We start from the raw sequence: 17,293 nt of genomic DNA, 5'->3' as shown, positions 1-17,293 counted from the left end.
AATGCAGAGGTAAATACAGATATATACCTAGAAGAGAAAGATGATTTACAAATAGGTACAGTAAATGCGACAAATATGAAAGTAATTTCAAACTCAAATATAGAGAATAAAGATACAACATCATTAGTAAAAGTAGATAAGTTAACAATAGATGCATTAAATGTAAACCTGAATACAGAAATAAAAACAATAAACGCAAATGTAGTAAATGATATAACAATAAATGAGAAAGATAATCTGTTTGGAACAATCATAGCAGAAGACTTAATCTTAGATGTAGCATTCTCAACACTTCTAACAGATGTAGAGACAATAACTGTAAACTCAAGTGATTCAGTATATGTAACACAAATAGATGATGTAATAGTAAAAGATTCAAACGCAACAAATATCTTAGCAATAGAAAGCTCAAATGGAGATCTATACTTAGATAAATTAACAGCTAATACAGTAACAGTAAAAGTATCAGAAGAAAAAAGAATACTAGATAATAATGGTGAATTAATAAATGTAGAATCTCAAAACCTAAATATGCTAGGGAAAGGGGCATATACAGAAGGAAATAAAGTAAGCCCAGAAACAATAGAAACAATGGCAAAAGAGGCTATAGAGATAGACACAACAAAATTATATTTAGGAAATTATGATAAAGCTAAAATAAAAAATAATACAATAAATGATACAATGTACGGCTTATTAATAGAGAGAGATAATTACTCAATGCAATATGTAGCAGTAAGTGAGTTTGATAAAGAAGTAACAGAGATAGAAACACAGTTATCAGAAGGGATGGAAGATATCGTAATGTGGGAGTTTGAAGCAGCGATAAACTACCAAAACTTAAATCAATCAAGTAATATAAATAGCGCATATAATGAGTATGTAGTAAGAAATACACAAATAACACAGAATGATAATATAAGAGCATTAAGAAGCTTTGAAGTGCAAAATGTGAGTACAGTAGCAGAGCATGAGGTAATAATGCCAAGTGTAGAATATAGTACGTATACAAGTTCAATAGGATTTATAGATATAGAGAGAATGAGTAGTAATATCTTGTTTGACTATGATGAGGAAGAGTATGAGTTATGGACAGAAGATTTAGTTTTATAATAAAAAAAGAAGAATTTATAAATAAAGTAAAAGGAATTAAAAAATGTTAAAGATTAAACCCCTAGTATTAGCTACATCTACAATAGTTTTTTTAAGTGCTTGTGGTGGTGGAGGTGGTGGATCTATCTCTTCTCCAATTACAAAAGTATCTGGAACAGTAACAGATGGACCAATCAAAAATGCCTTAGTATATATCGATGAAAATTTAAATGGACAATTAGACTATATTGATAATAATACTAATAGTACTTTAGATTTTGGAGTTGATAGTGTAACTGAGTATTATACTTTTACCGATGCAGATGGTAAATATACTATTCAAGGTATTTTAGACAATAATAAAGAGTATATGGTTGTAGTTGAAGGTTCATCAGCTTATGGTACAGAAGACCAAGAAGATAATGCAAGTGATGGTACAAACCTTACATTTAAGATGTTTAATCTTTTAAAAACGACAACTTCTTCAGATACAAGTAAGTATGCTGGAGGTCAATATAATGTTGACCATAATGCAAACCTTTTTAAAGATACTCTTAAAACTTTAGATGAAAAGACTTTTAATTCTATTTCTAATTCTGGTTCATACACAGGGGTTAAAAACTTTATAAATGATACTTCTTCTGATAACACAGTACTATTTCAAAAGTATATAAAAAGTACAGCAACAACACCTATAAATACACAAATCACAACATTACAAGGTGAAGTAGTTACTTATTTAGATAAACAGAATGATGAACAACAACCAACAGTTACAAATAATCTTTTAGGTTTAGGAAGCGATAGTTTACTTGCAACTTCATCTTCTACAAGCAATTCTTTAATTGACAATTCTTTAACACAAAAATCAACTATTGGAAGTAACTATACTTTCTCAAAGAAAGTAGATTCTTCTACATTATATGAAAAATCATATATTACAAAATATGATAATATCTTGCAAATTCCAGGTTTTGAGACTTTACAAAATCAAGGTTACTCTTTTGTAAGTGGTGCAGATATTAAAACTAACAATACTACAGGTGATGTATTAGATATTTTAAATAACTTATTAAAAGAAGTAAGTTTTACTAATCAAACGGGAGTAGTTTTATATCAATACAATGGAACTTCATGGAATCAAATAGGAACTACTTTTGATATTGTATCAAATGAAATAGATTCTACTATTAAAGCTTCAATGACATTAAATCCATTTATTATTCTTGAAGACAACACATCTAATCAAACTACTAAAACTTTAGATGTAACTGAATTTAGCTCTTATTCTAATCCATTAGTAGTTGTAAAAAACACTAAAGGTGAGATTATTGATTATGTAGAAGTTAGTGGAAATAGCGTAAATATAAACTATGATTCTTCTGAAACTGTTGGTTCTGTTGTTGTTTTAAGTGAAGATTTTAAAGAAACAACAAGTAGTGAGAGTTTAGCTGTGTCTTTAAAGGTAACTGAAGACCAAGGTGGAGACTTATCTTTAGGTGAGTTGCCAATTACTAAAAGACTTGTTACAGGTGATACGTTATTAGATATTAAAAGTGGAAACAATATTTATGAGATTTATGGTGCAGCTAATATGATTAGAACAGATATCGCTTATCAAGTAGTAAGTGATTATGGTTCTGATACAAGTAGTTATAACTCTTATACTGCAACTGATATTGGAAATAATATTGTAAGTGTAGTATTTAGCAAATCATTTGAAAATAGTAGTGAAATGGATACTGACTATGAAGAGAGTGAAACTAGTAGTTTTGAAGGTGTAGTAGTATTTAACCAAAGTACAAGTAAACTGCTTTCATCTAAATATTATCAAAAGTTAACTTTAAAAAATAGTGTTTCTGGAACAAATAAATTAAGTGGATATATTTCTATGAAAGATAGCTCAACTGGAACAGCACTTACTTTTGATAAAGGAATTTATGAATTTTCTATGCGTGATGAAAGTACTGGATATGGTTATTATGACATTGAAACTAATACTACATGCAGTCCAAGAGTTATATATGATGGAAATATAGAAAATGATAGTGCTATTATCAAAGGTGAAATTGATGTTACTAGTGCTAGAACTGCAAAAGCAGCAGGTAATGCTCAAGTAAATAATACAATCACAACAGCAGTTGTAACTACAACAAATAGGTGTCAATAAATAGATGACAAAAGAGATTTTTAGGGTATTTAGATTTTTTTCTTTTGCATTTATAACTTTGTTTTTTAGTGCTTGTGGAGGTGGCGGGGGTACTAGCTCCACAAGTGTAGATACAAATATGCAAAAGATAGATGGAAAATGGGACCCATATTTTAGTGATAAAAGATTTTTATCTAACCAAAGTGGTGCTTTTGTAGGACAAGCTACTTGGTATGAAGAGAAGTTAAAAGATGATGGTTCTGTAGATACAGATGCAACTGGTGAAATGACTTTTATTTTTAATTCTTATGGAAAAGTTTCTTTAAGTATTGAGATTTTATCTCCAATTGAGATTGGAACTTATGATATAGATAGCCAAGGAAGAGAATTAACAATTAGTTCATTAAAAGTTGTTTATGAATTAGTTGAAAATGCAGGACAAAACTGTGTAAAAGTTAGCAAGCTAACAGATGGGAACTTTGACTCTTATTATAATTTATGTCAAAAATTTAATTAGGGTTTATTAAGGGGAGTGATGAAAAAAACTATAACAATATGTTGTCTAGGACTTTTATCTTCTGTTTGGGCTTCTAGTGAGCCTAAAACTATAGATGTAGATATAAAAAGTATGATTGTAGAGGTAGTAAAAAGAAATTCAAATATTATCTTTGATAGAATGCAAGACCAAATTATTCAATCTCAAATTAAACTAGAAGAGTCAGGTTTTGATCCTACTTTTTATGTAAATATTACTAAACAAAGAACAGATGTTCCAAATGGTGTTGATGAAAAATCAACAAGAGGTTATTTGAATGATTATGAAGAAAATCTTCAATCTCAAGAAATGGGAATAAAAGGAGTTACTTCTATTGGTTCACAATGGAGTCTATCTCTTACAAGTTCTGCAAAGCAAAGTAACTTAATCAATAAATACCAAAGTGATTATGATACAGAGTTTAGAAAAGGAATAAAATTAAGTGTTGTTCAACCATTACTAAAAGGTTTTGGAGAACATGGAGCTATGGGAAAAGTAAATTTAGCTAAGGCTGAAAGAAAAATTTATTCTAAAAAAGCAGAAAAAAACATCTCTGATATTATGGGTAGTACGATTCAAAGCTACTGGAAATACTATTCAGCAAAAGAGCTTAAAAAGAGTTATGAAAACTCACTAACTTTTAATAAAAAAATCATATCTTTATTAGAAAAAAAGTTTGAAGCAGGTGAGATTCCTTATTCGGAAGTATTAGAAGCTAGAAGTTCAGGACTTATTAGACAAGCTCAACTAAAAAAGATTGATAGTGAAATAAAAAAATACAAAAATGACTTTTTATCTTTATTAAATTTATCTTCATATAATAGTGAAGAAATTAATTTCAATTTACTTGAAAATCCAAGTGTAAGTGAAAATGAAAAAGTTTTAGATTTACAAACTTATTTTGAAAAAGCTTTAGAAATCTGGCCTGATTTTCAGATTGCTAAAAATAAGCTAGAAAAAGAGTTACTTCAAATCAAAATCACAGAAAACTATGTAAAACCACAGTTAGATTTAATAGCTAGTACTTCAAGTGGAACGCTAACAAATACTTTTAAAGATAGAGTTTATGATGATGAGCATATATCTTGGAGTGTAGGATTACAATACTCTGGTTCTTTATATGATAATCAAGCTGTAAATGCTTTACGAATTGCAAAGTTAAAGGCAAATCAAATCAAACTAGAAATCGAGACTTTAAAAAATGGATTATATAATGCAATTGATACAAAACTTGAATCATATAATAATTCAAAAGAAGAAGTTGAGTTTTATAAAAACAGTTTAGAAATCAAAAAAAGATTATTAGCTGATACAAAAAAAGCTTTTAGTTTTGGAGATAAAAGTATAAAAGATGTAATAGTTCAAGAAGACGATATGATTGAGTATCAAAATAAGTTTTTTAATAGATTAATTGATTTTAAACTATCAAAAGCATCACTAGATAAAGCTATTGGGGAACTATTTAATAAATATTTAACTTTAGATGATATTGAAAAAATAAAAGAGTTAAATGTAAGAAATGAATTAACAAAAGAAAATTTTGGAGTTATAAAGTAAATGAAAAAATTAATTTATATTGCTTGTATATGTACAACATTTTTACAAGCTCAGGAGTTACTAGCTCCCTTAACAGGAATTGTAAAGCCTATTTATGAAGGTAAAATAGGTATTTCAACAGAGGGAAAAGTAGATAAAGTATTTTTAAAAGAGGGTGATAGTGTAAAAAAAGGTCAAGTAATCTTATCTTTAGATAGTAACTTACAAAGATTAGAAACACAAAGAAGAAACCTTTTATTAAAAGATAAAACACAATTAGACTCTTTAAAAAAGAACTTAGTTGTTCTTGAAGATATTTTAAATAAAAAAGAAAAACTTTATAATGAAACAAAATCGATTAGTTTAAATGAACTAAATCAATTAAAAATGCAATATACAAATACAAAAGCTGAATTAAGTTCACTAATAATTAATGAGAAAAAAGAGTATATTGAGTATCAAATTTCTAAGAATGTATTAGATTATTATACTCTAAAATCACCTGTAAATGGTGTTATTACAAGAATTGAACCTAAGATTGGTGAGTGGGTTCAAGTTGGAAAAGAGATTGTTCAAATTATTGATATTGATACTTGTTTTGTTGAAGTTGATTTAACTACAAATGATTTACAACAGTTATCTGTAAATTCAAAAGTTGATGTGGAGATTTCAAATGGGAAAGAGACTTTTATAAAAGAGGGAACTGTATCTTTTATCTCTGCTATGGCTGATAGTTCAAGTGGATTAATTAGAGCAAAAATCGACTTTGATAATAAAGATAAAAAAGCTATTCCTGGATTAACTGCAAATGTTATTTTAAAGTAGAGTTTGATGGAAGTTAGCAAGAGTAGAAAAACAGATACAATTGAGATATTAAATAGTCTTACAAGTTTGAGAAACTCTTCTTTAGAAGAGGAAGAGTTTTGGTTTGAGTATTTAGAGTCAATTTCATTACTTACTAAAAGTAATTTAACTTTTATAGTAAAAAAAAATGATGAACTTACACTTTTTCAAGAATATGACGATGATTCAATAGATGAAAATAGTAAAGATAGTGTTTATAATAATATTAGTTCATTAGTTCAAAGATCATCACAAAATGCTTATGCTTATGAAAAATCAACTTTTCAAAGCAGATATATAGTAGCTGTTAAACTAGATAATATTGAAGATGAAAGTGAATATTTCTTATGTTTTTTAATTGAAAACAATAATAAAAATGAGTTTACAAATATAATTCTAAGAGCTATTTTATGTAAAGATGTTCCTTTTTCTTATTTTAGTAATAAAAATAAATCTAAAGCCGTTGAAGTATATCAAGCAAGTGATATGAATGAGATAGATGAAGATGAAGGAAATGATTTAACTTCTGTTGTTGAATTGATAAATTATATTGTAAGTGAAAATAAATTTAAACTTTCAATTATGAAACTTGTAGATGAACTTTGTAATAGATACAATGCAAATAGAGTTTCTATTGGTTGGGAATTTAATCAATATGTTACACCAAAAGCTATAAGTCATGTGGAAGATTTTTTAAAGTCAAGTTATAGTTCAAAAGCTTTAGAAGCTATTTATGAAGAAGCATATGAACAAGATAGCGAAATATTTTATCCAGAGGATAAAGATAGTGACTTAATTACAAATGCACATCAAATATATCTAAAAGATAATAAACTTTCAAATTTATATAGTTTTCCTATTAGATTAGAAGATGAAATAATAGGTGTAGTAAGTTTTGAGATGAAAGAATCAGAGTTGTCTTTTTCTAGTTTAGAAACTATAAGATTAGCTTTAAATTTAATTGCTCCAATTTTAAATAACATTTATACTCATGACCAAAATATTCTAAAGAAATCTTTAGTAAAAGTTGAAAAAACATCAAAGAATTTTTTTGGTCCACAAAAGAGTTTATTAAAACTATCAAGTGTTTTAGTATCAATCCTTCTTTTATGGATAATGTTTGGAAAACTTGAATACAAAGTAGAATCAGTTACAAATCTTCAAACAGATAATATCTCTTATATCTCAGCACCTTTTGATGGAATAGTTCAAGAAGTTTTTATAGATTCTGGTGATAGTGTTGAAACAGGTATGAAATTATTAGCTTTTGATGATAAAGAAATGATATTAAAAAAGCTAGAGATTAATGCTGATATTATTAGATATGATACCGAAGCAGAGAAAGCAAGATCTCAAAGAAAACTTGCAGATATGCAAATAGCTTTAGCAAAAAAAGAGCAATCAGAAGCGAACCTTAAAAAGCTTAATTACTTTTTAGAAAAAGCTGAATTAAAATCACCTTTTGATGGTATTATCATTGAAGGAGATAAGGAAAAATTACTTGGAAGTCCTTTTTCTAAAGGAGATATTTTAGTTCAAATTGCAAAGCCAACTGATTTATATGCAAAATTGAAAGTTCAAGAAGAGTATATAGATGAAATAAAGGTAGGTCAAATAGCTGAACTTAATCTTTTAAGTAGACCCCATGAGTATTTTAATGTAAAAATTGACAAAATCATTCCAATGGCAAATGTAGATGATGAAAATGGAAATGTTTTTACAATTAAAGTAGTATTTTTAGATGAAGTAAAACCTTGGATGAGACCTGGTATGAGTGGTATTGCAAAAATTAAAATTGAGCAAAGACCTGTATATTGGATATTAACTCATAAGATTTCAGACTTCTTACATATGCATGTTTGGTGGTAGAATAGATGCAAGGTAGTGTTTTTAGTGAACAGTGGTTTAAAGTTGCAAAATTAAATGTATCACTTAATAGTTCAAGCTATATAAAAAAACAGTTTTATCGAGGTCAGAAATGGTATGTAATTGAAGATAGTTTTAACAACCAGTTCTTTAGAGTAAGAGAAGAAGCTTATAGATTTTTAGCAAGGCTTGATTCATCTAAAACTGTTGAAGAGATTTGGGAAGAGTCTTTAAAAGATGACTCTTCTCATACTCCTACACAAGATGAAGTAATATCTTTACTTACAAGTTTGCACCATAAAAATCTTCTATATTTTAAAAATAAAGCAAATACTGAACAGCTTTTACATAGAGCCGAATTAAAACATAGTAAGAAAATGAAAAGTAAAGTTTTTTCATTTTTATACTTTAAAGTACCTTTATTTGACCCAGATAGATTTCTTGATAAGACTAGACCTTTTACAGAACTTGTTTTTTCAAAAGCAGGTGCTATTGTATGGTTTATAGTTATTGCACTAGGAATAAAGTTTTCAGTAGAAAACTTTTCATCTTTATATGACCAAACACAAGGGATGTTATCTCCTAATAAACTTTTCTTATTATATATTTCTATCATCATCTTAAAAACTTTGCATGAGTTTGGTCACTCAATGATGGTTAAGAAGTTTGGTGGAAAAGTAAATGAAATGGGTGTAATGATACTTGTATTTACACCAATACCATATATGGATGCAACGCAAAGTTGGCTGTTTAGATCAAAATATCAAAGAGCATTAGTTGGTGCTGCTGGTATGATAGTTGAACTTTTTATAGCAGCAATTGCAGCTATTGTTTGGGCAAATACAGGTGATGGGATAGTTAATAGTATTGCTTTTAATATGATGATTATAGGTTCTATTTCAAGTATATTTTTTAATGGTAATCCATTATTGAGATTTGACTCGTATTTTATTTTATCTGACCTTTTAGAGATACCAAATCTTTATGAGAACTCTAAAAAACAGTGGTACTACTTAGTAGAGAAATATATTTTTAAACTTGAATATGTAGTAAGCCCTAGCCAATCTTTAAGAGAAGCTTTTTGGTTATGTACTTATTCTGTTCTTAGTTTCTTTTATAGACTTTTTGTAGCCTTTTTAATTGCTCTTTTTGTAGCAGACCAATGGTTTTTTCTAGGAGTCTTAGTTGTACTTATATCTTTATATATGTGGATATTAAAACCTTGGTATGAGTTTTTTAAATACTTATTTACAAATAATAAGTTACAAAAAACAAGAATCAAAGCCATATCTATCTCAGCTTCAGTTATAGGTTTTATTTTTATTATAGTAGCTGTTATACCATTTCCTTTTTCATTAAAAGCAAATGGTATTGTAATGACTGATAATTACCAAAATATCTTTTTAAAAACAGATGGTTATTTAAATAAAATTCATGTAAAAGATGGAGAGTTTGTTAATAGGGGTGATGTTTTATTAAGCTTTGAAAATAAAGAGTTAGATTTTGAAATTCAAAGTGTATATGCTTCTATTAAAGAGACTAAGGCTTATATGGTAAAAGCAAGAACTAGTGCAAAAGCTGATATGAATGCAATTAATAATCAGATAAATCTATTAAATGATAAATTAAAATATTTAGAAGAAAAGAAAGACAAGCTTTTTATAAAAGCAGATAAATCAGGATATTTTATACATCAAGAGATTAAAAATAAAGAGAATACTTGGTTTCGAATGGGGCAGAGAATTGGTATGTTATTACCTGATAAACAAGCTCATTTCCAAGCAGTAATTCCCCAAGAAGAGTCTTTTAATATTTTTGCAAACCAAGTTTATAATGGTAGTTTAAAACTACATGGTTTAAATGAACATATAATTAGTGTTGATAATATTAGAGTTATTCCTTATCAAAAGCAAGAGTTGCCATCAGCTGCACTTGGATGGCTTGGTGGTGGAGATATTGCTGTATCTCAAAAAGATAATAGTGGTACAAAAACAAAAGAAAGTTTCTTTGAGGTAAAAGCAAATATTATTGATAAAAAAGAGTTTGTTTTACAACATGGACGTTCTGGTATTTTAAAGATACAATTAGAACCAAAAACTTTAGTTGAAAGAATGATTACTAATGTTAAACAGATTTTACAAAAGCATTATAAGATTTAAGTAGTTTATGAAAAAAGCCAGAAAAAATATAATTAAAATAAAAGAAAAAGAACTTCATGAAGGATTGGATTATTATTATAATCTAATCCTTGGAAAAATAAATAAGTTTAAATATAGACCTACAAACTTACAAAAAGATGCTCAGGTTGTGCATGATAACTCTTTAAAATTAACTCAAATAAGTCAAAATGAATTAGATGAAAAAATAGCTAATATTAAAAGAACTTTTAGATTAAATAAACAAAATGATGAAGAAGTTTTAGAGGCTTTTTCTTTATGTGTTGAGGCTTGTTTTAGAATTACAGGCAAAAGAGCTTATGTTGTACAAATTATGGGAGCAATAGCTTTATATAAGAAGTTTGTTATTGAAATGTCAACAGGTGAGGGGAAAACCCTAACAGCAGCAATCGCAGCAGGAGTTTTAGGCTGGGTTGGTAAACCAATACATGTTTTTACTTCAAATGATTATCTAGCAGCAAGGGATGCTCAACTTTTTGAAGAGTTTTATAATAGCATAGGTCTTACATGTTGTTCTATTACTTCATCTAATTCACCTGAAGAGAGAAAAAAACTTTATGAATCAAATATTGTATATACTACAGGGAAAGAAGTTTTAGCTGATTTTTTAAAAGATAGAATGAAAGAAGACTCTTCTTTTGATTTTAATAGATACCTAATAGATAAGGTAAGTGGAAAATTAAATGAAAATGATTATGTTTTAAGAGGTTTAGAAACAGCTATTATTGATGAAGCTGATAGTGTATTAGCAGATGATGCAGTTACTCCTTTGATAATCTCTGCTACAGCAGAAAATAAAGTATTACAAAAATCTGTTGTAGATGCCTATAAAATTGCAAAGTTACTAAAAAAAGATGAAGATTATAAAATTAGTGAAAAGTTTAATGATATTACACTTACAAAAAAGGGTATTAAACTTGTAGAAGATAATAGTTCATCTTTAAATGAAATTTGGAAAGTAAAACATAGAAGAGAGTATCTTGTAAAACAAGCTTTAACAGCAAGAGAGTTATATCTTTTAAATAAACACTATATTATAAAAGATGGTAAAGTTGTTATTGTAGATGAGAAAACTGGAAGAATTATGGAACATAGGTCATGGGGAAATGGCTTACATCAAGCAATTGAAGTAAAAGAAGGACTTGAAATAACAGACCCTACAACAACATTTGCTAAGATGAGTTTTCAAAGATTTTTTAGGCTTTATACACATTTGTGTGGAATGAGTGGAACTTTGAAAAATCTTGATAATGAACTTTGGCAAATCTATGAAACTTCTATTATTAAAATTCCAACAAGAGTACCTTCTCAAATGCTTATTAAAGAAGATGAATTTTTTATAGATGAAAATGAAAAAAATAAAAGAATTATTGAGTATGTAAGTTCTTTAAATAAAAAAGGAATACCTGTACTAATTGGTGTAACATCTATTAAAGATAGTGAAAATCTAGCTAGCAGACTTAAAGAAATAGGTTTAAAAAGTAAAACTTTAAATGCTTTACATGATGAAGAAGAAGCTCAAATTATCTCACAAGCAGGACAAAAAGGTTCTATTACAATTGCTACAAATATGGCTGGACGTGGAACAGATATTGATATAAGTGATGAAATAAATGCTCTAGGTGGACTTCATGTCGTTACTACGCAAAGAGATAAATCAAGAAGAATAGATTTACAGTTTTTTGGTAGATGTGCAAGACAAGGACAAAATGGTGTGGCAGTTGCATATTTAAGCTTGGATGATTTGATTATAAAACACTATTTGCCTTCTTGGTTAAGAGAATTCTTTATTAAAAATTTTAGTTCAAAGTTTACAAAAAAGATAGCTTGGCTATTTTATGTTTTTTATCAAAAAAAGATAGAAAAAGATATTTCAAATATTAGAAATAAAACACTTCTTCAAGAGTTTAACTTAAAAAACTCTATGTCTTACACTATGGATTAAATAATAAAAAACTAGCCTTTTACTTTTGATTATTTTTATAAAATAAAAAAGATACTTTTTTGATACTTTTTAATGTTAAAATCACGAGACTTAAAAAAGGCTAGCATTTTATGGAAAATAAAAAAATTCTTATTGTTACAAATGAAGAAGAACAAATAACTCTATTATCTAAATATTTTAAAGATACACTTTATGATTTTACTATTGCAAAAAGTGTTGGTATCGTACTTGATATGATAATTATTCAAAGGATATCTTTTGATTTGATACTAATAGATATAAACTTAGCTGAAAAAAATGATTTTGAACTTACTTCTTATTTAAAAAACTCAGAAAAAACAAAAAATATACCTATTATTTATATGTCTGAAAACAATGATAATGACATTATTACTAAAGCTTTTGAATCAGGTGGACAAGATTTAATTATTAAGCCTTTAAATAAAGTCGAACTATTAGCAAGAGTTTCAACTCATATAAAATTATCACATACACTAAATCAAAATATTATTTTGCTAGACCAATACAAAGCTGTAGTTGATGAAGGGGCTATTGTTTCTAAAACTGATAAAAGAGGTATTATTACTTATGTAAATAAGGCTTTTACTGAAATTAGTGGTTATAAAGAGAATGAACTTGTAGGAAAACCACATAATATAGTAAGAGATCCAAATATGCCTAAAGAAGCATTTAAGGACCTTTGGAAAACAGTTAAAAATAAAAAAGTTTGGAAGGGTGAAGTTTCAAATCTAAAGAAAAATGGTGAAGTTTATATAGTAAAAAGTACAGTGATGCCAATACTTGATGACAATGGTGAAGTAATAGAGTATATAAGTGTAAGGCATGATGTAAGTGATATATATAAACTGCAAAAAGAGATTGAAGAGACTCAAAAAGAGATTGTTTTTACAATGGGTGCAATTAGTGAAACAAGATCTAAGGAGACTGGAAATCATGTAAAAAGAGTTGCTGAATATTCAAGAGTTTTAGCAAAATATGTGGGATTAGAGCATAAACAAATACAGTTACTTGTAGATGCTTCACCTATGCATGATATAGGAAAAGTAGCCATTCCTGATAGTATTTTGAAAAAGCCTTCGAAACTTACAGATAAAGAGTTTGAAATTATGAGAACTCATGCAGAGTTAGGGTATAAAATGATGGCTCACTCAAATAGACCACTTTTAAAAACAGCTGCAATAATAGCTTTAGAACATCATGAAAGATGGGATGGAAAAGGTTATCCTAGACATTTAGCAAGAGATGAAATCTCAATTGAGGGAAGAATAACTGCTTTAGCAGATGTATTTGATGCCTTAGGCAGTAATAGATGTTACAAGGAAGCGTGGAGTGATGATAAAATCTTTGAGTTTTTAAAAGAGCAAAGAGCAAAGCAGTTTGATCCTCAATTAATAGATATCTTTTTTGAGCATTTAGATGAGTTTTTAGAAATTAGAGAACGATTAGAGGATGTTTGATAATTTGTTTTAATAAATAATTATATAAATATAAAACATATTAAAATATTATTTATTTCTAAACTTTCTATTTTTATAAATTTATAGAAATTATTTATACGATATACTTCTTCAAAAAATTGGAGAGTTTATGAAAATAATTTTTATGATATTTTTCTCATTTGCATTTATATATGCTAATAATACAATTGATTCTTTTACGAAATCAAAAAAACTTCTTAAGAAAATATATAAAGAACATCAGGTTACTTTTTATGCTTCTTGTAACTACAACTATAAAGATAAATCAAATATGATTGATAGAAATTCATGTGGATATACTCCTAGAAATGAATACACAAAAAAAGGTAAGTTGAATCAAAGAGCAAGAAGAATAGAGTGGGAGCATGTAATCCCTGCACAAAACTTTGGTAGACAATTTTCTTGTTGGTATGAAGGTGATTCACAGTGTGTAAAACAAAATGGAAAACCTTATAAAGGGAGAAAATGCTGTACGGCTGTAAATGAGAAATATAGATTTATGCAAGCAGATTTACACAATCTTGTACCTGCAATTGGGGAACTAAATGCAGATAGATCAAACTTTAGATTTTCTCAAATTGAAGGTGAGAGAAGATGGTATGGTGAGAATATAGATTTTGAAGTGGATTTTAAAAGAAGAGTAGTAGAGCCAAGAGATGAGATAAAAGGAAATATAGCAAGAACATATTTTTATTTTGAAAAGACATATGATATGAAAATTTCACCAAAAGATAAAAAGATATTAGAAGCTTGGGATAAGCTAGACCCAGTTGATAAGTGGGAAAGACAAAGAAACAAACTAATAGAAAAAATCCAAGGCAATAAAAACGAGTTCATTGATTAATATATAAATGAAGTCACTTTAGATATTATACGAAAAAATAGTCTTATTAATTAGCAGTAAATTCACAGGAGTTTAAAACAATATGCAAAGCATAACTCAATCAATACAAAATATAGTAGATGAAGAAACAATAACATACTCAGTTTTAAGTGGTATTCAAAAAAATGCCCAAAAAACTTTCAACAAAGTAACAATAAAAAAAGTAATCATTCAAAATGAAGAAAAATACCAATTTGAATACTTTTATGACAAAAATGTAGAACATAAAAACTTAAACAATGACGAAACAAAAGAAGAGTTATCTAAGCTTATTGAAACATATTTTAAACAAGCGCTTATTCATACAAGTTCTTGGGATTATCATATTTTAGTAAACAAAAAAGGTGAAGCTAAAATAAACAAAAAGCAAGCCACTAGAAAGTTTGAAGAAGTAAGTCATAATAGAAAGAAAAAGTATATTATAAACGAAGGTGAAAAATCAGCCTTTTTAATAGAACTTGGAATTATGACAAAAGAAGGAAAGGTTATCAAATCAAAATACGATAAGTTTAAACAAATAAATCGTTATTTAGAGTTGGTTTCTGATTGTATTCCTTATTTAGATAAAAACAAAACTATTAGAATTATTGATTTTGGTTGTGGAAAAGCATATCTAACTTTTGCTCTTTATGATTATTTAGTATTAAAGATGGGTTACAATGTAGAGATTGTAGGACTTGACTTAAAAGAAAATGTAATCAAGTTTTGTTCAAACCTAGCAAAAAAGTTAAACTATGATGATTTAAGATTTGAACAAGGTGATATAAAAGGTTTTAAGCAGTATGGTGAGATTGATATGGTTATTTCTCTTCATGCTTGTAATACTGCTACTGATGAAGCCTTAGCTCAAGCGGTAAGATGGGGTGCGAAGGTTATTTTAGCAGTTCCATGTTGTCAACATGAATTACTAAAGAAAATCAAAAATGAAAAAATGGCTCCTATTATGAAGTATGGAATCATCAAGGAAAAAGTAGCATCACTACTTACTGATGGTTTAAGAGCAAATGTTTTAGAGATTATGGGATATAGAACGCAAGTTTTAGAGTTTATAGATATGGAACATACTCCAAAAAACATAATGATTAGAGCTTTTTTTGAAGATACAAAAAATGTAAGTAAATTTGTAAATGAATACAAAGAGTTTAAAAACCAATGGCAAATCTCACCATATATAGAAAAAGCATTTGGTGAAAAGCTAATAAATAGACTAGAAAAACAATAAGTTTTAGGAGAGAGTATGGAAGAGCTTTGGCAACTTAAATTTACTGATAATATAAATCAAATGTTAAGAGTAAGAAATGATGTTGATATAAAAAATGAACTTAAAAATTTTACGCACCTAGTTACAATAAAGCATAAGTATCATGCAAGTGATGATATTATGTTTCCTGACCCTGCTTGTTTGGCTTTTTTTACTGCTTTTGAGCAAAATCATTTAAAAGCACTTGAAGAATCTAATAGTTTAAAATTAGTTGCTGTTGATATTCATGAAGGACTTATGCAGTATTTTCTTCTTTCAAATGATGCTATGAAAACTATAAATGATTCAATTTCATTTTTGAAATCAAACTCTTTATACTCTTGTGATTTTGAGATAGCTTTTGAGAAAAAAGATGAGCTTATAAGTAGTATGTATTAAGATATTATAGTTAATGAACTATAATATCTTTAACACCTTTAGGAATAACTTCCCCAATAATTGAAGCATAACCAAAGCTTAACTCTTCAAGCTCTTTTATATACTCAACTGCGTCTTCTTTTGGCATTGCTACAAGTAATCCACCTGATGTTTGTGCATCACAAAGTAGGGTTTTACAGTGTTGTGATAAACCACTCATATAAGATACCTTATCTTCTAAGTATTTCATATTTTTCTTTGTTCCACCTGGAACCACACCATCATTTGCTAAAGCTATAGCTTCTTCAACAACAGGCACACTAGAACACTCTATCATAAATGAAGTAGTTTCATTAACTGATTCTAAAGCATGACCTAATAATCCAAATCCAGTAATATCTGTACAAGAACTAACTCTATACTTTTTCATAATCTTTGAAGGAAGATAGTTAAGACTAGCCATAATATCTGCACACTTTCTAATAAGTGTTGGTTCTAATAAATCTCTTTTTATAGCAGTAGTTAAAATACCCATACCAATTGGTTTAGTAAGAACTAAAACATCACCAATTTTACCTGTATTATTTCTTGCTATTTCATTTGGATGTATCATTCCAGTAACTGAAAGTCCATAATACATCTCAGGAGATTCAATAGTATGTCCACCTAATAAAACTCCACCACACTCTTTTATTTTTTCATTTCCACCTCTAAGAATCTCTCCTAAAGCTTCGTATGATAGATTTGTTTTATCAAATCCTACAATATTTAATGCAGTTTTAACTTCTGCTCCCATTGCAAATACATCTGATAAAGAGTTAGCAGCAGCAATTTGTCCATAAATATATGGGTCATCAATTACAGGAGTAATAAAATCTAATGTTTGAACTATAGCTTGCTCATCATTTATTTGATAAACACTAGCATCTTCACTTGTATCAAAGCCAACTAAAATTCTGCTGTCATTTGGTTTTAAATTGCAAATTGTTTGTTTAAGATCCCCCGGACCCATCTTTGCAGCTCAACCAGCAGCTTTAACGAACTTAGTTAATTTATATTCATTGTTCATAAAACTCCTTTTTAAAACATATGATTTACACATTATTGTAATATAATATAAGTAAAATCTCGTATTTTACAGATTTTTGTT

The 17,293-nt window shown here is 27.9% G+C and carries 13 protein-coding genes; 12 read left to right on the top strand and 1 reads right to left on the bottom strand.

Translation table 11 applies throughout. From position 1 onward, the window contains the following. The 12 genes from ACH5BF_RS13420 to ACH5BF_RS13365 form a co-directional block, all read left to right on the top strand. Positions 1-1,113, top strand: a 1,113-nt coding sequence (locus tag ACH5BF_RS13420; protein WP_423274766.1) for a hypothetical protein, incomplete at its 5' end; no start/stop codon positions are given. Positions 1,114-1,156: 43 nt separating this feature from the next. Beyond that, the gene (locus ACH5BF_RS13415; RefSeq protein WP_423274765.1) at positions 1,157-3,262 is read left to right on the top strand and encodes a hypothetical protein; all 2,106 of its coding nucleotides are present in this window, start codon (positions 1,157-1,159) and stop codon (positions 3,260-3,262) included. 4 nt (positions 3,263-3,266) lie between these two features. Further along, positions 3,267-3,758, top strand: coding sequence for a hypothetical protein (locus ACH5BF_RS13410; RefSeq protein WP_423274764.1), 492 nt, complete (start codon positions 3,267-3,269; stop codon positions 3,756-3,758). 18 nt (positions 3,759-3,776) lie between these two features. Continuing rightward, positions 3,777-5,333, top strand: a complete 1,557-nt coding sequence (locus tag ACH5BF_RS13405; protein ID WP_423274763.1) for a TolC family protein — start codon at positions 3,777-3,779, stop codon at positions 5,331-5,333. Beyond that, positions 5,334-6,137 (top strand): efflux RND transporter periplasmic adaptor subunit, encoded by an 804-nt coding sequence (locus ACH5BF_RS13400; RefSeq protein ID WP_423274762.1) that lies wholly within the window; start codon positions 5,334-5,336, stop codon positions 6,135-6,137. It begins immediately after the preceding gene. 6 nt (positions 6,138-6,143) lie between these two features. Beyond that, the gene (locus ACH5BF_RS13395) at positions 6,144-8,024 is read left to right on the top strand and encodes an efflux RND transporter periplasmic adaptor subunit (protein WP_423274761.1); all 1,881 of its coding nucleotides are present in this window, start codon (positions 6,144-6,146) and stop codon (positions 8,022-8,024) included. 5 nt (positions 8,025-8,029) lie between these two features. Then, positions 8,030-10,180: a site-2 protease family protein gene (locus ACH5BF_RS13390; RefSeq protein WP_423274760.1), complete on the top strand. Its 2,151-nt coding sequence runs from the start codon at positions 8,030-8,032 to the stop codon at positions 10,178-10,180. A 7-nt stretch (positions 10,181-10,187) separates the two neighbouring features. Next, a complete protein-coding gene (locus ACH5BF_RS13385) occupies positions 10,188-12,143 on the top strand; it encodes a preprotein translocase subunit SecA (protein ID WP_423274759.1) in 1,956 nt (651 codons plus the stop codon). 110 nt (positions 12,144-12,253) lie between these two features. Then, the gene (locus tag ACH5BF_RS13380; RefSeq protein ID WP_423274758.1) at positions 12,254-13,621 is read left to right on the top strand and encodes an HD domain-containing phosphohydrolase; all 1,368 of its coding nucleotides are present in this window, start codon (positions 12,254-12,256) and stop codon (positions 13,619-13,621) included. A gap of 130 nt (positions 13,622-13,751) precedes the next feature. After that, positions 13,752-14,486 carry an endonuclease gene (locus ACH5BF_RS13375; protein ID WP_423274757.1) on the top strand — a complete coding sequence of 245 codons (735 nt, stop codon included), beginning with the start codon at positions 13,752-13,754 and terminating at the stop codon, positions 14,484-14,486. An 82-nt stretch (positions 14,487-14,568) separates the two neighbouring features. Next, positions 14,569-15,747, top strand: a complete 1,179-nt coding sequence (locus tag ACH5BF_RS13370; protein ID WP_423274756.1) for a class I SAM-dependent methyltransferase — start codon at positions 14,569-14,571, stop codon at positions 15,745-15,747. Between the two features lie 15 nt (positions 15,748-15,762). After that, on the top strand, positions 15,763-16,164 hold the full coding sequence (locus ACH5BF_RS13365; protein ID WP_423274755.1) for a DUF695 domain-containing protein: 402 nt from the start codon (positions 15,763-15,765) through the stop codon (positions 16,162-16,164). 10 nt (positions 16,165-16,174) lie between these two features. On the opposite strand, the gene selD is transcribed toward ACH5BF_RS13365, so the two are convergent. Continuing rightward, positions 16,175-17,212 carry a selenide, water dikinase SelD gene (gene selD, locus ACH5BF_RS13360; RefSeq protein ID WP_423274754.1) on the bottom strand — a complete coding sequence of 346 codons (1,038 nt, stop codon included), beginning with the start codon at positions 17,210-17,212 and terminating at the stop codon, positions 16,175-16,177. Positions 17,213-17,293 lie beyond the last annotated feature (81 nt).

This window comes from Arcobacter pernae (genome assembly GCF_049472135.1).
In the GTDB taxonomy this organism is placed as follows: domain Bacteria; phylum Campylobacterota; class Campylobacteria; order Campylobacterales; family Arcobacteraceae; genus Arcobacter_B.
Note: the sequence above shows the minus strand (reverse complement) of the source record. Positions and strands in the feature narration are given on the sequence as shown.